Source organism: Oryzifoliimicrobium ureilyticum, from assembly GCF_037199735.1.
GTDB lineage: Bacteria > Pseudomonadota > Alphaproteobacteria > Rhizobiales > Rhizobiaceae > Rhizobium > Rhizobium ureilyticus.
This window is the reverse complement of sequence record NZ_JBBBVQ010000041.1, coordinates 1-17,552: the sequence shown is the minus strand read 5'-3', so window position 1 is coordinate 17,552 and position 17,552 is coordinate 1. Positions and strand designations below refer to the sequence as shown.

15 protein-coding genes and 3 pseudogenes are annotated in these 17,552 nt (G+C 57.0%); 5 read left to right on the top strand and 13 right to left on the bottom strand.

Going from position 1 to position 17,552, the window contains the following annotated elements; all coding sequences use genetic code 11:
- Both VQ830_RS27780 and VQ830_RS27775 read left to right on the top strand, forming a co-directional pair.
- Positions 1-326, top strand: a pseudogene (locus VQ830_RS27780) (hypothetical protein); the annotation flags it as partial.
- 235 nt (positions 327-561) lie between these two features.
- A complete protein-coding gene (locus tag VQ830_RS27775; protein ID WP_337271393.1) occupies positions 562-870 on the top strand; it encodes a transcriptional repressor TraM in 309 nt (102 codons plus the stop codon).
- 9 nt (positions 871-879) lie between these two features.
- On the opposite strand, the gene traR is transcribed toward VQ830_RS27775, so the two are convergent.
- The 9 genes and pseudogenes from traR to VQ830_RS27730 form a co-directional block, all read right to left on the bottom strand.
- Positions 880-1,584, bottom strand: a complete 705-nt coding sequence (gene traR / locus VQ830_RS27770) for an autoinducer-binding transcriptional regulator TraR (RefSeq protein WP_337271392.1) — start codon at positions 1,582-1,584, stop codon at positions 880-882.
- A gap of 672 nt (positions 1,585-2,256) precedes the next feature.
- The gene (locus VQ830_RS27765) at positions 2,257-2,706 is read right to left on the bottom strand and encodes a winged helix-turn-helix transcriptional regulator (protein WP_337271391.1); all 450 of its coding nucleotides are present in this window, start codon (positions 2,704-2,706) and stop codon (positions 2,257-2,259) included.
- A 347-nt stretch (positions 2,707-3,053) separates the two neighbouring features.
- The gene (locus VQ830_RS27760) at positions 3,054-5,087 is read right to left on the bottom strand and encodes a beta-glucosidase (protein ID WP_337271390.1); all 2,034 of its coding nucleotides are present in this window, start codon (positions 5,085-5,087) and stop codon (positions 3,054-3,056) included.
- 12 nt (positions 5,088-5,099) lie between these two features.
- Positions 5,100-5,626 (bottom strand): annotated as a pseudogene (locus VQ830_RS27755) (glycoside hydrolase family 3 N-terminal domain-containing protein); the annotation flags it as partial.
- A gap of 63 nt (positions 5,627-5,689) precedes the next feature.
- On the bottom strand, positions 5,690-6,670 hold the full coding sequence (locus VQ830_RS27750) for an ABC transporter ATP-binding protein (RefSeq protein ID WP_337271388.1): 981 nt from the start codon (positions 6,668-6,670) through the stop codon (positions 5,690-5,692).
- A gap of 4 nt (positions 6,671-6,674) precedes the next feature.
- Positions 6,675-7,499 (bottom strand): carbohydrate ABC transporter permease, encoded by an 825-nt coding sequence (locus tag VQ830_RS27745; protein WP_337271387.1) that lies wholly within the window; start codon positions 7,497-7,499, stop codon positions 6,675-6,677.
- Positions 7,496-8,356, bottom strand: coding sequence for a carbohydrate ABC transporter permease (locus tag VQ830_RS27740; protein ID WP_337271386.1), 861 nt, complete (start codon positions 8,354-8,356; stop codon positions 7,496-7,498). Before VQ830_RS27740 ends, VQ830_RS27745 begins: the two co-directional genes overlap by 4 nt.
- Positions 8,357-8,391: 35 nt before the next feature.
- Positions 8,392-9,678, bottom strand: coding sequence for an ABC transporter substrate-binding protein (locus VQ830_RS27735; protein ID WP_438618859.1), 1,287 nt, complete (start codon positions 9,676-9,678; stop codon positions 8,392-8,394).
- Between the two features lie 37 nt (positions 9,679-9,715).
- Positions 9,716-12,049 carry an alpha-L-rhamnosidase gene (locus tag VQ830_RS27730; protein WP_337271384.1) on the bottom strand — a complete coding sequence of 778 codons (2,334 nt, stop codon included), beginning with the start codon at positions 12,047-12,049 and terminating at the stop codon, positions 9,716-9,718.
- A 172-nt stretch (positions 12,050-12,221) separates the two neighbouring features.
- Between VQ830_RS27730 and VQ830_RS27725 the strand changes: the two genes are divergently transcribed.
- The 3 genes and pseudogenes from VQ830_RS27725 (at position 12,222) to VQ830_RS27715 (ending at position 14,111) form a co-directional block, all read left to right on the top strand.
- Positions 12,222-13,250 carry a LacI family DNA-binding transcriptional regulator gene (locus tag VQ830_RS27725; RefSeq protein WP_337271383.1) on the top strand — a complete coding sequence of 343 codons (1,029 nt, stop codon included), beginning with the start codon at positions 12,222-12,224 and terminating at the stop codon, positions 13,248-13,250.
- A 351-nt stretch (positions 13,251-13,601) separates the two neighbouring features.
- A pseudogene (gene tnpB, locus VQ830_RS27720) lies at positions 13,602-13,773 on the top strand (IS66 family insertion sequence element accessory protein TnpB); the annotation flags it as partial.
- Positions 13,743-14,111, top strand: a complete 369-nt coding sequence (locus tag VQ830_RS27715; protein ID WP_438618863.1) for a transposase — start codon at positions 13,743-13,745, stop codon at positions 14,109-14,111. The pseudogene tnpB and the gene VQ830_RS27715, both read left to right, overlap by 31 nt.
- Positions 14,112-14,156: 45 nt before the next feature.
- Here VQ830_RS27715 and VQ830_RS27710 read toward each other — a convergent pair whose 3' ends face one another.
- Genes VQ830_RS27710 through VQ830_RS27695 form a run of 4 tightly spaced genes read right to left on the bottom strand, consistent with a single transcriptional unit; the run spans position 14,157 to position 17,407 of the window.
- Entirely contained in the window at positions 14,157-14,543 is a 387-nt protein-coding gene (locus VQ830_RS27710; protein ID WP_337271382.1) for a nuclear transport factor 2 family protein, read from the bottom strand.
- 27 nt (positions 14,544-14,570) lie between these two features.
- The gene (locus tag VQ830_RS27705) at positions 14,571-15,404 is read right to left on the bottom strand and encodes an enoyl-CoA hydratase/isomerase family protein (RefSeq protein WP_337271381.1); all 834 of its coding nucleotides are present in this window, start codon (positions 15,402-15,404) and stop codon (positions 14,571-14,573) included.
- A 45-nt stretch (positions 15,405-15,449) separates the two neighbouring features.
- Positions 15,450-16,229 (bottom strand): NAD(P)H-dependent oxidoreductase, encoded by a 780-nt coding sequence (locus VQ830_RS27700; protein WP_337271380.1) that lies wholly within the window; start codon positions 16,227-16,229, stop codon positions 15,450-15,452.
- A complete protein-coding gene (locus VQ830_RS27695) occupies positions 16,226-17,407 on the bottom strand; it encodes an epoxide hydrolase family protein (protein WP_337271379.1) in 1,182 nt (393 codons plus the stop codon). Before VQ830_RS27695 ends, VQ830_RS27700 begins: the two co-directional genes overlap by 4 nt.
- Positions 17,408-17,552: the final 145 nt, after the last annotated feature.

Below are 17,552 nucleotides of genomic sequence, written 5' to 3'. Positions count from 1 at the left end.
ATCGTAACATTGGAGACTATCTTCGAAGCGACAACCGCTCGGCCGAGCTATTGTTCAACGCTCTGGACAGGCTCGGGATCGAGAAAAAGCTCACGCCAATGCGCGGAGGAACCGACGGGGCCGCCCTCTCGGCCAAAGGTCTGCCGACCCCGAACTTCTTCACCGGCGCCTCTCATTTCCATTCGCGTTTCGAATTCCTGCCGGTCCCGGCCTTTGAGAAATCCTACGAGACGGCTCTCATGCTCTGCACGCTTGCAGCAGAAGGCGATGCGCAAACGCCTGATGCAAAAGGATCGATCCGGATTACGCCAAGCAGCGCGAGCTAACGCGACAGATTGGAACGAACGTACTTTGAGAACAGTTGCAGATTCACTTGGTCACAAAAAGGGCAGGGTAGATCGGTTAGGAGATCTATGAGAAAGCTCACGTCGTTCGATTCGATGCATGTCCATACGCTGGAGCAAGAACGCGAAGGATACACCGGGTGCAATATCCGGTCCGGCTGGGATCGCGCACGTGCGGTCGGGAGCGGACCGCAGACTAAAAATGGGAGGAGTAGTCATGGATTTGAGTGACGCAACCGGGTCGGATACGAGTGAACTGCGCCCAGTGATCGGGCTTACACGGGGTCTCAGCACAGCAGATCTCGAGGTTCTAACGGTCAACGCCATCCGTCTGCACAGGCAACTCGTGGAGAAGGCTGACCGGCTGTTCCAGGCATTGCCGGAAGACTACAAAACCGCAAAAGCCGCAGGTGGAGAGCAGCATCTCGAATACGTGGAGGCGATGATCGCGATGCACGCGCAGATGAGCGCCCTCAATACGCTGACAAGGATCCTGGGCTATATCCCGAACGTATCCGTCAATTGATGCCGTCGATCAGATGAGCCCCGCTCGGATGGCCAGCGCAACGAGGTGCGGCATGGTATGAATCTGAAACCGCTTCCTGGCCTCTTCGAGCTTGCTTTTGACGGAATTGTATTTGACGCCCTCCAGTGCGGCAGCCTCCTCCATGGTTTTACCGACGGCGATCCAGTTAAGATAGGCAGCCTCCTTCGGGTCGAGCCAGGCCGGGTTTTGATCGGTCGGTCTCATAGGCAAGAACGACATGCGGATGTGAAGCTGGCCGACGGCGGCCGCCGCATCGACGGGATCGATATCGCGTTGGAGTTCAAGTGCAGGCTTATCGGAAGCAAGCGTGAACATGGACATCGATCCATGGGCCGCCTTGATGGGGATGGTGATCCCGGAGCGGATCCCGAAATCAGCAGCCCGGTCAAAGAACCTTCGCTCTTCCTTCGTCAGACGGCGCCTGTCTGCCTCACCGCTCCACGTAAACACCCGCTTCAGCGACTTTGCGCGGTTTACGATCGGGTCGATCGCCTCGAATTTTCGGTTGAAATAGATCGACCGCCATTCGGCATGGTAATTCGATGAAGCGATGGTATGGCCCGGTCGGATGAACAGATATGCGTAGCCAGAAAATCCCGCTTCGTTCGCCAGATGGGTCAGAGCATCTTTGAGGACATCTTCGTCACCCCGAAGCGCGGCAAGATCGGTCAACTTGTCCAGCAAACGTTGCATATGTCACTCCGTAAATTGTCAGGGGGGGACAGGTCACGAGCTAGTCCTCAATAAAGCCGCTTGAGTAAAAATGCAATCAAAGATTGTATGTGGCGTAATATATTTTATGGAACTTGCATGATTTTGTTGAGACTTGCAGACAAAATATATCGCGCCGACTGCTTGTTGGAAACTTAAAGAAAATGAGGGATTTCGCTTTAATTATATTATTTTCGCGATGGTTATTAACTTTTCCGAATTGATAACAATATTAATATCATGAGGCTTTTGTTCGAAGCAGAATTCGACATTTTTATATATTGTTAGTGTATTTCATCAGAGGGGTTTTTTACAATAATTTATTTATATATGATACGCATAATGATCCGGAATAAATGGCTATTTTTCTGCATTGGCCGCAAAAAACTGCCGGACTTCACGATGAGAATAAACCTTCGCCGGGCGAGCCCGTCGAACAGAAAGCGAGTAACAAATTGCTCTTTCTGTGCGGCCCGGGCCGACGGCGGCGGTTGCGATCTAAAGACCAATTTATCCCCTCGTTTGCCATGGCTTCGGCGGGGTAAGACTTCACCGCCAATCTCGTTGAAAAACTTGAGCCCGTCGCACGCTTCTAACCATTCTGGCAGCCGCGCTCATCGCGGCTCTGGAATTTGTTTTCTTTCATGATCGCACTCAGCTTCTTGCGGCTAGCAAGTTCCGCACAGCCTCGTCCGCTGCCGGACCTGCGCGTAGTTCCACGCGCTCAAGCGGTACTGCCTGCTTAGTCTCAATATCGACAAGGTCTAACATGACAGGATGACCCGTCTCGCTATCGATCATCTCCATCGGAATTCCAAACCCGCTCGCATTCCACGCATCACCCCATTCCCGAAGTGCGACGCCAACTTTCCAGAGACTCCTGCCTTTCTCAGTAAGACGATATTCGTCGCGCGGAGGACGGTCGAGATAACGGACGCGCTCGACCAAATCGACATCGACAAGATGCTTGAGCCTTGCTGCCAGGGTTGCCGGAGGAATTCCGGTGCTGGTGCGTAGCTCATCATAGCGGCTCAACCCTAACAGCAGATCTCGTATCAGCAAAAGCCCCCAGCGGTCTCCTATAATATCCAATGCGCCCGCCATCGAGCATCGCATTCCAGAAAAGGATTTTGTCCTCATAGCCTTCTACTTCTCGTAACTTCATTTATGAAAGCTACTTATATGCTGGACACAACAAACACGTCTATCACGGTGACGATCTTTACCGCGATATGAAAACGAGTTCGGGAACATTATAGAAGAACGATAAACGGGCAACAGAAGACCTTCCGGACCGGATGCGTCGCCGGACTTCGCAGGTGTCGCGGGCTTGGCGTTCCTGATACCGAACGCGGTTAGTTGCTTCGATCTCGTCTTGATCGCCGCAGACAGAAGCGTTCAAATCGTGGCCGTTGTCTGAACGAAAGACCCGCCAACACAGCATCCGGCCGCTAGGCCGCGAGCACGATCTCTTCTTGTCTGACGAAAGTACCGATTATGGTGGTGTCAGCTGCAGAGAGGCCCAGGCGGAGCACATATTCCCCGGGACTTACGATCCATTTCTGACGCTCAACATCAAACCACGCGAAGTCGCGGGCGCAAAGATCGAGTGTCACAGGTTTGCGCGCTCCGGATTGAACGTATATTTTTGAAAAGGCCTTCAGCTCTTTAGCCGGACGGAATGCCGGCGCGTTCGTCATCCCGACGTATAGCTGAGGCACTGCACGACCGTCTCGGGTCCCACTGTTATGGAGCATCATATCTACTCGAACCCTCCCCGTCAGCGCAAAGTCTCGAGTATCAACCTCTGAGCTCTCAACTATGAAAGTAGAGTAGCCAAGACCGTGTCCGAACGGAAACAGGGGCTCGATCCCACGGGTGTCATGATGGCGATAGCCGATATTCAGGCGCTCCTCGTAGCGAACATGTCCGTCGATACCGGGATAAGTCAGCGGATCGCTGGTAAGGTTGGGAGCTTCTTTGAGCGTTTTCGGGAAGCTCTGCGCCAAACGCCCTGAAGGTTCGACTGACCCGGTCAAGATATCGGCAATGGTGTGACCAGCTTCCTGGCCTGGATACCAGGCCTGAATGACCGCGTCGACCTCATCAAGCCATGGTATCTCGACCGGTCCCCCGGTCTGAAGCACAACAACTGTCCTCTTGGCCTGTTTTGACACGGCAAAGACGAGTTCGTCTTGATCGCCCGGTAAGGTCATAGAAGGCAAATCCCATCCCTCAGTGTCCCACTCGCCGTTGCGACCAATGCAAACGACAGCCACGTCTGCGGTCCCTGCGATGTCCGCTGCAGCCTTGAGATCTGCCTCTGTGGAAGGCTTTCCTACGCCCAGATAGAAAGCGGAGAAGTCGTGTACGAAATGTGTTTCGCTACGAAACTCCACGCAAATGTCGTAAGCCTGATTGCCTTTCAACTCCACATCAACGGTTCTAGGGTCGCAACCTTCCTCGAAGAACGTCGCGCCGCGTGTCCATGACTCCCAAGCCTCAATGACCTGGACACCATCAAGCAGAACGCGCGCCCGTCCCGCGCAGTGCATGCCGATGCGATATCGGCCATTAACCTCCGGTATAAAGCGGCCCTGCAGCCGCAGCGAAAACCGCTTCGGGTTGACTGAGATACCCTCGAAGTTGTCGCGATTGAGGAACAATGCTGCGGAATCAGGTCGTGTCGAGCACGCGACCGGGCCGGAGAGGTCGAGGTTGTCGAACCAGTCGATGGTGATGTCGCCAGTCAACAAGGGTTCAAAGCGATTGTTCCTGCAACCCATGGCATGGGATAGCCTGTCGGCCCCAACGGCGTCCACCATGCCGTCCCAGATGCTTACTTGGCGATGCGCGTTCAACTGAGAAGAGCCGCCTCCCATGATTCTGGGAGTCATGGCATTTGGTCCGATGAGCGCGATGCGAGTATTGGCGGCGAGCGGCAGAACCTGTCCCTTGTTCTTGAGCAGAACCGTGCCCTCTGCACCTGCGCGACGGATAAGCGCCCGGGTTTCGGGGCGTTCGACGGCAATTTCCTTGCGCTCTTCCATGTTGTCGAGGGCACCGCACCGTTCCATGAGCCGCAAGACGTTCAGTGCCGCACGCCGCACCACCTCTCGAGGCACCACACCGTCCTCCACCGCTTTGACCAGCTTGGCCCCGCGGTCGCGGGTTGGCCCAGGCATCTCGATATCCAGCCCCGCCATGATCGTCTCGACCGTCGAGTGCGATCCATACCAGTCGCTACACACGACACCGTCGAATCCCCATTCCTGGCGGAGCACTTGATTCAACAGCCACGGATGCTCAGATGTAAACGTGCCGTTCAGGCGATTGTAGCTCGACATAACGGCCCACGCGCCGCCATTCTTTACGGCGCGCTCAAATGGCAAAAGATAGAGTTCCCGCAGCGTCCGCTCGTCGACATCGGATGAGACTTCAGCCCGGTCGATCTCGCTTTCGTTGGCGATGAAGTGCTTGGGCATGGCGCNACGGCCCACGCGCCGCCATTCTTTACGGCGCGCTCAAATGGCAAAAGATAGAGTTCCCGCAGCGTCCGCTCGTCGACATCGGATGAGACTTCAGCCCGGTCGATCTCGCTTTCGTTGGCGATGAAGTGCTTGGGCATGGCGCTGACGCCATTGGCCTGCAGGCCCCTCACATATCCGACCGCCAAGGCGCCCGTAAGCATGGGGTCTTCCGAGAAGCATTCGAAATTTCGGCCGTTCAGCGGACCTCGCTGAAGATTGATCGTCGGGCCCAGGAGCACCTGGGCGCCCTTGTCCCGCGCCTCGTCGGCCAACGCCGCGCCGATCTGGACCATGAGGTCGGGGTTCCACGTCGAGCCGAGCGAGATGCCCACCGGGAACGCCGCTGCGCTCACGCCATCGAGAAGCCCGCCACCGCCTCGGGCACCGTTCGGTCCGTCCGTGACGACCAGCGACCCGACACCCAAACGTGGGATTGGGGCTACCGACCAGGAACCTTCGCCCGAGAGCAGGCTGACCTGCTCTTCAAGCGTCATGTCGTTGACCAAATCCTCGATGCGTTTACTGCTCATTTCCAAATTCCTCAGGGAAGCTAAACGTTAACCGTGGCGAAACTCTTTGCCGGGGACCGGTGTGGCCCAAATCTCAGCGCCGATGGCCAACTCAGTGTCGCCCGTACTGCGTGCGACCAAGGCACCGAGCTCAGGCACCGTGAGATGGACGATGGTTTCCGCTCCGAGGCGTTCGATGTGACGAACCTGGCCTTTCCACGTGCCGGAGGTATTGCTCAACGCCAAGTGCTCAGGCCGGATGCCATAGGTCTTGCAGCCCATCTTCGCGGCGACCCCGCCCTCGAACAGGTTCATTTGCGGGCTGCCAATGAATCCGGCCACGAACGGCGTCGCGGGATTGTTATAGAGCTCCATGGGGCTGCCGACTTGTTCGATCCGGCCGCCGTTGAGAACGACGATCTTATCAGCCATGGTCATCGCCTCGACCTGATCATGCGTCACATAGATCATGGTCGCGCCGAGCTTGCTGTGAAGGTCGGACAGCTCTATGCGCATCTGCGATCGCAGGGCCGCGTCGAGGTTGGACAAGGGCTCGTCGAATAGGAAGACTTTTGGATTGCGCACGATGGCGCGGCCGATGGCGACACGTTGGCGTTGGCCGCCGGACAGCGCTTTTGGCTTCCGGTCGAGGAGCGGCATCAATTGAAGTGTCTCCGCGGCTCCTTCAACGATACGGTTCAGCTCGGGTTTCGGTGTTTTCGCCAGGCTCAGTCCAAAACCGATGTTTTCCCGCACCGTTAGATGCGGGTACAGCGCATAACTTTGGAAGACCATCGCGACACCGCGCTTGGACGGCTCCAGATTGGAAACATCGGTATCACCGATCTGGAGCGTGCCGGAGGTTTGAACCTCCAGTCCTGCAATCGTGCGCAAGAGCGTGGACTTGCCACAACCCGACGGGCCCACGAAGACACAGAACTCCCCGTCCTCGATTGTCAGGTTGATTCCTTTGATAACATCGACAAGGCCGAAGCTCTTCCGGACGTCTTTGAGTACGACGCGCGCCAACTGATTATCCTTTCACTGCACCAGCGGTCATGCCGGCGACGATTTGACGATTGAAGAAGACGAAGACGATCAGGGGCGGTATCGTCACAAGAAGGATATTCATGAACAGCAAATTGTTCTGGGTCGCGAACTGGCTTTTGAAATTGTAAAGCGTCAACTGAACGGTGACGTTTTCCTTGCCGGGCAGATAGTAGAGCGCGTTGGTGAAGTCATTGAAGATGAACACGGACTGCACCACGATTAAGGTAACAGTGACGGGTTTCATTAGTGGCAGAATTACCTTGAAGAAAACCTGCCACGGCCGGGCACCGTCCAAAATTGCGGCCTCGTCCAGTTCCCTTGGAACGGTCGCAATAAAAGACCGGAACAACAGGACTGAGAATGGCAGACCATAAGCGACATGGATCAGAATGAGGCCGAACATCGTCTTGAAGAGATGAAGTTCTTGCAGCACCCAGATCGTCGGCACCACCGCGGGCGGGATCATCAGTCCGGCGAGCACAAAGCCGTAGATCACCTTGTTCCAATCCGAAGGGCGGCGTTGGAGAACATAACCGACCATGGCGGAGAAGATGACAAGCAGCGTGACCGCACCCACCGTGATCAGAGTAGAGTTGAAGTAGGCAAGCAACAGCATGTAATTGCGTGCTTGGATAACCTGGAGAAAATTATCAACAAGGTTCCAGTTCTCCGGCAACGAGAAAGTAAGTCGTGCAGCCTCGGTTTTCGTTTTGGCGGCGGTTAGAAACACAAAGAGGAACGGCACGAGAAACAGGATGCTGCCGACTAGGAGCGATATGGCCCCTGTCACGTATTGACGCCGGGTCATAGGTCGATCTCCCGCTTGTTAAGCCAGTACGTCAAAGGGAGTACGAGAATAGCGATCATGAGGAAGAGCATGACGTTGCCTGCTGTCGACAGGCCGTAGAAGCCAGCCTGATATTGCTTGTAAACCACGCTGGCAAGCACGTCCGAGGAGAAGCCAGGTCCTCCTCCGGTCATTGCCCAAATGATGTCGAACGTCCTTAGGCCGCTGATCAGCGAGAGGGTCACCACCGTAATGGTCGCAGGGCGAACCAGCGGCACGGTCACGCGCCAGAACTGCTGGGATCTGGTCGCACCATCGATCTTAGCCGCTTCGTAGTAGTCCGGACTGATGGCAGCCAGACCAGCGATATAGATGAGGGTCGCCAGTCCCACGCCTTTCCAGATATCAACGAGGGCCACTGAGAAGAGCGCTAAGGTTGGGTTCGTCAACCATCCCGGGCCTTCGATCCCGATGGCTTCGAGCGCGACATTTATTGCGCCGCGCGTAGGATGCATAAGTTCCGCAAAGGTCAGTCCAATGCCGATTGTCGAGACGAGGACAGGAAAGAAAATCAGAGTGCGGAGAAACCCCTGCCCGTAAAGGCCGGAGGTGAGCAAGACCGCCAAGAGCAGTCCAAGTACGACTTTGGCGCCAGACGTAAGGAACCCAAAGATGATCGTGTTGACCAAGCCCTGAATGAGGAATGGCTCCTTGAAAAACTGTACAAAGTTATCAACGCCAATGAACACGCTATCGAACAAATCCCAGCGGGTAAGCGAAAAGTAAAATGACGCCACGGTCGGCACGAGAAACAGCACGGTGTAGACTACGGCTGCTGGCGTGACGAACGTGTAAGGGTACGGCGACTTGCGTTGCATCGAAATATTCCTTCTGGGCGGCTCGGGGCGCGAGATTACCAGTTTGGAAGGCCCAACTGCTTGGCCTGCTTTTCGACGTCGAGGTCGTAAAGAGCCGCGGCATCTGCTGCCGAGCGAATTCCAGAACCCACTTCGACAGTGAACTGCTGAAGAGCGGGGCCCTTCACAGGCGACAGAAATTCCAGCGCCGGGGAGTTCATGCTGTCTTTTTCGAAGTACGGCAGCATGTCGGACACGATGCGCGGCACGTTGGTTGGTAGCGTGCAACCCTTGACAAAATAGGGCCCTTGGACGGCACTCGTTTCCGTCTGGATATTGCAGCCTTCTACCGAGGCAACGAAGTCTAGGAACTTCTTGGCCTCTTCAGGATGCTCAGTCGTCTTGGGTATGTAGATGCCGCCGGTCATCCAGACGGTTAACCCGTTCTTGTCGGGACTGTCGCCTGGCTGCGCAAAGAAGCCGACCGAATTAATCTTATCGGGGAAATTCTGCTTGATGTTCCCGTTGACGAACGTGAGCATCGGGTAGTGGGCAGCAGTGCCGTCAACGACCATCGCGATGCCTTCGTCAAACTTGGCCGCGCCGAAGTCCTCGTTGAGGTACCCGGCCTTATATAGTTCTTCAAGTTTCTCGAAGCTTCTTCGCGCTGCTGGCGTCGTCGCGAATTTTGCCTTGTTATTGGTGAATTCAACATCCCAGCCCGGATTGGCGGCTTGGATATTGAAATAATCTGACAGCACGATCATCTGGCTGGTCCACGGATCGCCATACGTTTGAGCAACCGGAACGATTCCCGCTGCCTTGATGGCTTTGTTGTTGTCCATGAATTCCGCCCAGGTTTTGGGAACCTTCAGGCCGAGCTTTTTGTAGACGTCGATGTTGTAGAGGATGCCGCCGCCCATGGCGGTGTTAAGGGGTACGCCGTAGATGCCGCCATCAGCGCCTGTTACGGCCTGCTTAAACTTGTCCTCAATCCTTTCCATCGCGGGCAGGTCCGACAGATTCAACAGAGTGCGCTCCGGCTTCAGCGCCTTAAGCAAGGAACCGGAATTATACATGAACATGTCGGACATCTCGCCGGTGGCGAGACGCGTCTTGATGAGATTGTCCCCATCCGACCCGCCGGGGCGAACCTCGATATCGATATGGATGTCGGGATTCTTCTTGGTGAAGGCTTCCGCAAGAGCATCTGCCACAGCATGAGTGTCTGCGCCATCGTCGATGAGATACGACAGTGTGACATCGGCAAAGGCGGCGCTTGCCATGAGGTTGGCCGCCACGGCGAACGCGGCGGTCAGAAGCAGTCTCGTGTTCATTTTCACTCCTCCCATAAAGTGCCAAAAACGCTGGCGGCCAGGTTCAGGACACCCTGAACCTGATTTGATGCGGCCCGGAGGCCAAAAGGTGCCCGTCGGGGCCAACCTCAACTGCTTGGCCGTCGACGTGTACGTCGGTATGCCGGGCGTTGGGCAACAGCAGCCCGTGACTTCCGTCGGGGAGTGTCACCGAATATTCGACCGCGTGATCGGATAGGGTCCAACTTGCCTGCAGGCGACCACGGTGAGTGTCGTGCCAGGCTGATACCGGACTCAACGGCGCAATGATCGTCGGCTTAAGGAGCACTGTGTCAAAGCCAGGTCCTTGAGCGCTTGGGGCGATCCCTGCAATATCTTCGAAAAGCCACTGGCACACCGCCCCATAGGCGTAGTGATTATAGCTGTTCATTTCCGGGTCGTAGATCTCGCCATGTGGGCCAAGAGCATCCCAACGCTCCCAGATCGTCGTCGCGCCAAGCTCGACTTGATAAAGCCATCCCGGAGCGCGACGGTTGAGAAAGACCTTTTCAGCCAGGTCGTGCATCCCGAGTTTGGTGAGGGCGGGAAGAAGCGCTGGAGTGCCAATGAACCCCGTGCCGATCAGAAACTCCGCGTCTTCAATGATCTTGCGGAAGTAGGATCTGGAGGCTTCAAAATGCTCGTGGGGCACAAGATCGTAGAGGAATGCGAGTGCGTACGAGGTTTGATCGTTATGAGCGAGCCGTCCGGCTGGACTGTAGTACTCGCGTACGAAGGCCGATCGTATCTGCTCCACCCGCAGGCGAAGGCGTCCAGCCTCGCGTTCCTCGCCAAGAATCTCCGCAAACTTCAAGGCGAGAGTGGTCGAAATATAGTGGTAGAGCGTGGCGGCACAGTCATCCCCGATGGTCGGTCGGGGTTTAACAGTGCTGCCCGTCGGCTGCAGCCAATCGCCAAAAGTGAAGCCGTCAGCACCCCAGGCGCTGGCTGGACGAATGATTGGACCGTCGGAGATATTCCAGAGGTAATCGAGCCACCTCAACGTTGCGGGAAAGCATTCTTTCAGGACGCTCTTGTCTCCATAGTGAAGATAGAGCTGCCACGGTATGACGGTAATCGCGTCGCCCCATCCTGTAGATCCAGCCCAAAGGCCTGAAAAACGCTCCTGGTGGAGCCGGGTCGGATCCGGCGAGAAATGCGGGATCGCCCCGGACGGCCGCTGGTCATGCACGACGTCGCGAAGGTATTTACGCAGGAAGGTATGGACATCCGCGAGCCATGCAGCCGTTCCCGCGAAGACCTGCGCGTCGCCGGTCCAGCCAAGACGCTCATCGCGTTGCGGGCAATCCGTTGGGATCTCGATAAAGTTTGCGCGCTGGGACCAGATCGTGTTGAGCACCAAGCGATTGACGGATTCGTTCCCCGTGGTCAGGCCGCCGGCGACAGTGGGCACAGACGATATCGGCACCGAAACGACGTCGCGGAGCTCGGCCTCGCCGTCAATGGAGATGCGTGCATACCGAAAGCCCATAAACGTAAAGCAAGGCTGATGGATTTCGGTACCCTGCCCCTTGAGCGTGTAGTGGACCTCTGCCCTGGCGGAACGGAAATTGCGATTATCGAAATTTCCCTCGGCGTCAAGGACTTCCGCGTGCTCAACGCGCAATCGTGTCCCCTCGGAACCGCTGACCGAGAAGCGCACATATCCTGCTAGGTTTTGGCCGAAATCGAAGAGGTACCGGCCCTCGGCGTCGCGCCATCTCCGCACGGCTGACAATGGCTCAAGTTCGCGGACCGGAGCGGTTTCATGGGGGACGAGGAGCTTTTTGTCGAAAGCAAGAACCGATACGCCGGCCGTGCTTTCGAGCTTATCGAGGCGCGCGTCATAATCCTCACCGTAGTAGATTTCGGATTTGATTATTGGCAGGAGGCCGCTTCTCCAGGTCTCGTTCGTTCGAAGTATCACCTGATTTCGCTGGAGGACCTCGGCGATTGCGCCGATCCGATCCCCCCAGCAGCAATCAAACTGAAGCGTATCCCACAGGATGGGCGACCTGTACCAACCATCGCCAAGCCAAATTTCAATCCTGTTTTCGCCTTCTTTGAGAAGCGCGCTAATGTCGTAGGACTGAAATGCAATGCGATCGTCATAGCAGGTCAGGCCAGGCGTGAGTTGGTCGTTTCCCACGCGCAGGCCGTTGACGAAGGCGCGATAAAGGCCGAGCGCTGAAACCTCAAGCTTCACAGGACTGGAGAGGTCGCTGACTTCGAACGACTGGGTCACATAGCATGCCTGCGAGCCTCGGCCGCCATCGCAATCAGGAGCAATGAGATCGGCGACCCACGCCTTTGCGACAGCGCGTGCAGATGGGACTTCGACCTGATCGAAGCGGTTCATTTCATTCCTCCCTCAGACGCAACCAGTCCATCGGACAAGCGCGCCAGTAATGTGAAACGTTTTCTGAAACGTTTCATGAAACATTACACAAGATGGTTTTCGGGACAACAAAAATTTTGTAGTCTCATGAGAAGCGCCGGGATTCGTACCCGCGAAATGGTGGGAATATGATGTGTCCAAAGCCAATAAAGTGACCATTAAGACCGTTGCCGCAGACGCCGAAGTGTCAGTTACTGCGGTTTCGAATGTTTTGAGAAATGCCTATGGCGTCAGCGACGCTATGCGCGACAAGGTGTTGAAATCAATCGAAAAGCTCGGGTATCGGCCAAGCACGACAGCGCGTGGGATGAGAGGGCAGACCTATACCGTTGGCGTCCTGTTGATGGACATACTCAATCCGTTCGTGAGTGAACTTGTAGGGGGGATCCAACAGACATTCGAAGCTTCTAATTACAAGCTGATGTTCGGTGTGGGGCGGGGCGAAAGGCAAATCGAGAGCAATCTGATCGAAACCATGATCGACAACCGCATGGATGGGATCATTCTGGTCGCCCCCCATCTCGAACTCGATCGGCTCGACCATCTCGCACGTGAGGTCCCGATCGTATTGATCGGCCACCACGAACCGAACAGCCAAAACTTCGACACCGTGAACGTCGATGACGTCGAGGGCGCGCGTATAGCGACCCGTGCGCTTTTCGACGCCGGGCATCGCAACATCCGCATGCTGACGCTGCCAAGCAACAATATTGCGGAGTTCGACGTGTCCTTCCAGCGAGAGGTTGGTTACAAAAGAGCGATGCAGGAGCTTGGGCTCGGTGACGCTATCCACATCGTCACTTGTGATCTTCGGCCCAAAACCCTTGAAGGCGCGGACCAACCCTTGCCGGAGACAATTAGGACATTGCTGCACTCTTGTGATAAGCCCGTCGCCTATTTCTGCTGGAGCGATCTCCATGCGATCCATCTGCTTGATCAAGCGCGTGCGATGGGCCTTCGAGTTCCAGATGATGTTGCCGTCATCGGATTCGATAACGCTCCCAACTCGGCGCTTCATTCTGTTGATCTCGCCTCAATAGACCAGGGCGCCAGCGATCTTGGAAGGCATGCAGCGCGGTTGGTTCTGGAGCGTATAAGCGGACGTTCCTCCCCACAACATTTCTTGAACTCACCGCGCCTCGTCCGCCGAGCGAGCTTCTGAAGAATGAATCGCCCCGGCGTTGCCGGAGACCCCAACTCGTGAGAAGTAGGGTCTATGACAAGCAAAGCGACCAACAAATCTTCTCCTGAAGATTCGCACATGCACCGTCCGAATGGTTGCGAGTTGGTTTCCGTGCAGAACTGAGCCATGTGATGACGGCAAAGCCTCGCAACACGCGACGGCGCTAGATGCCGCGTGCCGTGCTATGGGTAGGATTTAGATTGAGCTCGACGGGGCGCGCATGACCGTGGTGAGCTGTTTTTGCTGACTGGGCAGATCAGGCAATCAGGCGATGTTGACGGATCTTCGGTACCTCCGGCGATCGGATTTCCTGCTGTTAGCCGGAAGATCATGATCGCCACGCAGCCCGTCGACTTTCGGCGCGGCATGATTGGCTTGGCCGCTTTGCTTGCGTCAGCGCCAGTGGCGGATCCCGTTCTGAGGTGACGTGTATGTCTTCCGCGCAAAGCGTCTTGATCGCTTGCTTTATGTCTGGGATGGATCCGGCACGATCCTGGCCTCGAACCTGAACGGCGTCGCCTTGAAAGCCTATGTCGAGCTGGTTCCTTTCCCCACTCTCACCCCGGCGACATCGTCGTCATAAACAATCTACCCGCCCACAAAATCGAGGGTGCCCGCCTCGCCATCGAAGCCGCCGGATGCAGCCTGCTGTTCCTGCCGCCCTACAGTCCAAACTTCAATCCGATTCAGAATGCCTTTTCCAAACTGAAGGTAACGCTCAGGGCAAACGCCGAGCGTTCCATCGAAGGCGTATGGAACACGGTTGGCGAAATCGTCAAATCCTTCACGCCGAATGAGTGTGCGAATTACTTCACTGCCTGCAGTTATGACCCGGCATAAAGTGGAGGTGCTCTAGACGCTCGCACCCCCTGCAAGCCCACTTTATCAGCCCGGTCGATTGCCTAATTCCGCCAAAAGCTCGGACGCTGACGCACTATCAAAATATTCGCGAGCGGCAACAAGCCTTTCGCCACTGATATCGCCGACCACGCAGACGGCAAGATCCACCGCTGCACCATTTGGCAGCGTACCACGCACAGAATGCTCCTGCACGAAGCCTGTCTTCGTCGCGGAGCATACCGGATCAGCATACTGGAAATCCTTCAGAACTGCATGCACCGCCTTCGCAAATCCCAGTAAGGCATCCAAGGTCAGTGGTGGAGCGCCGTTCTGCTGCGGCTTGAAATCCCGTGCGCAGATCGCGCGCAAAGCCTGCTCGTCTTCGCGGGCAAGAGCATCGAAAAATGAAGCGGCAATTGCTGTGTTGCTCATGGCACTTTCCTCCGTGTTGGCACTGGCTCAACGCGCAGGATTGACGTCCGAAAGGAATTCGCCCAGCCGCATCTCGACATCCATGCCGTGCTGCGCGACGAGCTCCCCTAGAGCGCCAGCGCGCGCGTAAAAACCCGGGCGGGTCAAGGTTCCCATGAACTCACGGAAGGCAGTGACGAGGTCCGCATCTGGCGGCAGGGTTGCACGGTTGACCATGGACTTTGCCGTGGCGAGGGCGTTGCGGTCGAAGGATGCGAGCCGGGCGATCATCGCATTGACAAAGCCGTCCAACTCAGCGTCGGGGAGCGCGCGCGTCACCCAGCCCCAGCGCTCTGCGATCTCCGCGTCGTAATCTGCGCTGGTCAGAATGGCTTCGAACGCGCGGTCGCGCCCGATCGTCCGCGGGAGGCGCTCGGCTCCACCGCCGCCAGGCACGATGCCAATTCCGACCTCCGGCTGGCCGAAGGAGGCTTTTTCCAGACTGGCATATCGCAGGTCACAGGCGAGCGCCAGTTCGTTGCCCCCGCCGCGCGTGCGCCCGCGGATCACCGCGATGCTGACGAACGACGCCTTGCTCAGCCGCAGCACCATATCCGTCCAGGAAGCGGCCTCGGTCGGATCCGCCGGCAGGTTCAGGTCGCCAGCGGTTGCACCGTCGAAATGGTTGAAGAAGAAGTCCTGGCTCTCCGTTCGGAATACGGCAACCTGGATCGTCGGATCCTGTTCCAGATCCATGATGATCGCGCGCAGGCCATCGATAGTCGGAGGCGTCAGGAGGTTGGCCGGCGGATTGGCAAACGTGATGTAGGCAACGGCGGGCGTCGGGCGTTCGAGCTTTAGCGTTTCAGGCAAATTCTTCATGGTTTGCTGTCCTCCGATGTTAGTTGCTGTTGCGATGATTGAGACTTATTCCGTGTGATGCACGGCGAAACCTGCCATCCCGGTATGATGTTCGTCGTGCAGCGTCATCGTGGGGATCTGGTAGTCTCCGTAATTCTGCTTGCGGTACGGGATCGGCGGGATCGTGAAGAGCGTCTGCATCCGTTCGCGGACTTCACCGGCCAGCTTCTCGAACCGGGCTTCGTTCGTCCGGTCCGCCTGGTAGACGACGTACGGCGGCAGCACGTCGGCACCCGGGTAGAAGAGGATACCATGATTGATCGGGAAGAGCAGATCGTCGATCGGTCCATTGATCCCGCGAGGTCCATAATGCTCCGGCCAACCGCCAGCCGTCGCAATCAGCATTGCCCGCTTGCCAGCCAGCACGCCTTCGCCATAACGGTCGCCCCAGCGATTGTCGCTGTGCTCGCCGACACCATAGGCGAAGCCCAGTGCATAGACGCGCTCGACCCAGCCCTTAAGGATCGCGGGCATGGAGAACCACCAGATCGGGAATTGCAGGATAACGGCATCAGCCCAGCGCAATTTTTCCTGCTCGGCGACCACGTCGTCGGTTAGCGTGCCGGTCGCATAGGCTTCGCCCGATGATAGCGCGACGCGCAGCCGCGCGTCGGCGCCAAGAGCAGGGAAGTCTGCGCGGTCGATCTCGGCCTTCCAGTTCATTGCATAGAGATCGGAAACCTGAATGGCATGACCATCGGCTTCCAGCTGCGCCACCGCGACGTCGCGAAGCGCGCCGTTGAGCGAGCGGGGTTCCGGATGCGCGAAAACGATGAGAATGTTCATAGAAGAGATGCTTTCATGGAGTCGGCCTCGCGGGCGAAGGAGCGGATATCGTCGAGAAGAATGTCGGGCTGTTCGAGTGCGGCGAAATGGCCGCCTCGTTCCATCACCCACCAGCGGAAGATGTTGTAAGTGCGATCGCAGTAGGATCGCGACGGCACGTTGTAGAGCGCGTCGCGTGGGAAATTGATCACGAAGGTCGGCGTCTCGCATCTGTCGCCATCGGCAAGCGCGAAGACGCCCTCGTCACGGAACCCGCGATAAAACCGTGCCACCGTCGCTAAGCTGTCGGTCATCGCATAGAGCATGATGTTGGTCATCAGTGCGTACTTTGGGGGGACATCATCCATCGCGCGGTCAGTAAGGTCCGACCAGTCGTGAAAACGTTCCGCAATCCATGCCGCTTGGCCGACAGGATTGCCCGCGGCCAGCCATGCAATCGACTGGGGGCGCATCATCTGAATGCGGAAATAAGCCGCATATTCCTCACATGGATGGATTTGCCGCTTAGGCCAGGCGCGTTCCTCATCGTCGGCTGGACCACCCGCAGGCTGGAATATGACCATGTTGAGATGAATCGCCCGGACACGTTCGGGATAGTCATGCCCCAGCCAGGACGTGACCCAACCGCCCCAGTCGCCGCCCTGCGCCAGATAGCGATCGTAACCCAGAATACCGGTCATCGGCGCGTTGAACAGGCGCGCGGTCGCACGCGGACCGATCGGCTTTGAGGGCTTGGAGGAAAAGCCGAAGCCGGGAAGCGACGGTATGATGACATCCTCAACGCGGCCGCCGTAGCGGGTCGGAGAGGCGAGCGGCTCGATCAGCTTCCAGAACTCGTGATGCGATCCGGGCAAACCGTAACTGAGCAGAAGCGGTCCATTGCCACCTGCCTCGCCCACGACATGGACGAAATGCACCTGCATGTCTTCGACCTGCGCAGTAAACTGAGGGAAGCGATTGAGCTCTTCGACCACCGCGCGCCAGTCATAGCGGGCGACCCAATGATCGCGAAGCGCACGCATATAGGCCGGATCGCAGCCCTGCTCCCAACCATCGGCACTTTCGGCCGTGACCGGCCGCGGGTAGCTACGCACCTGTTCCAGTACATCATCCACATCGACTTGCGACCACTTGACTGAGAAAGGCTGTGGTCTCATGGATTTGAGGTGAGTAGTCATGGTGCATCCCTCCCGCATCCAACAGGCGTGCCGCGGCGGACGCGATGCCCGCCGCGCACAGGGGTCAGGCCTCAGCCCAAGGCTGTAGCACAACCTTGCCAGTTGTTTTGCGACCTTCTAGCAGACGATGCGCCTCGGCTGCCTG

Excerpts from the sequence above, each read along its gene's own strand:
- VQ830_RS27775 (WP_337271393.1), top strand. The coding sequence starts at position 562 with ATGGATTTGAGTGACGCAACCGGGTCGGATACGAGTGAACTGCGCCCA.
- traR (WP_337271392.1), bottom strand. The coding sequence starts at position 1,584 with ATGCAACGTTTGCTGGACAAGTTGACCGATCTTGCCGCGCTTCGGGGT.
- VQ830_RS27765 (WP_337271391.1), bottom strand. The coding sequence starts at position 2,706 with ATGGCGGGCGCATTGGATATTATAGGAGACCGCTGGGGGCTTTTGCTG.
- VQ830_RS27760 (WP_337271390.1), bottom strand. The coding sequence starts at position 5,087 with ATGCCCAAGCACTTCATCGCCAACGAAAGCGAGATCGACCGGGCTGAA.
- VQ830_RS27745 (WP_337271387.1), bottom strand. The coding sequence starts at position 7,499 with ATGACCCGGCGTCAATACGTGACAGGGGCCATATCGCTCCTAGTCGGC.
- VQ830_RS27740 (WP_337271386.1), bottom strand. The coding sequence starts at position 8,356 with ATGCAACGCAAGTCGCCGTACCCTTACACGTTCGTCACGCCAGCAGCC.
- VQ830_RS27730 (WP_337271384.1), bottom strand. The coding sequence starts at position 12,049 with ATGAACCGCTTCGATCAGGTCGAAGTCCCATCTGCACGCGCTGTCGCA.
- VQ830_RS27710 (WP_337271382.1), bottom strand. The coding sequence starts at position 14,543 with ATGAGCAACACAGCAATTGCCGCTTCATTTTTCGATGCTCTTGCCCGC.
- VQ830_RS27705 (WP_337271381.1), bottom strand. The coding sequence starts at position 15,404 with ATGAAGAATTTGCCTGAAACGCTAAAGCTCGAACGCCCGACGCCCGCC.
- VQ830_RS27700 (WP_337271380.1), bottom strand. The coding sequence starts at position 16,229 with ATGAACATTCTCATCGTTTTCGCGCATCCGGAACCCCGCTCGCTCAAC.
- VQ830_RS27695 (WP_337271379.1), bottom strand. The coding sequence starts at position 17,407 with ATGACTACTCACCTCAAATCCATGAGACCACAGCCTTTCTCAGTCAAG.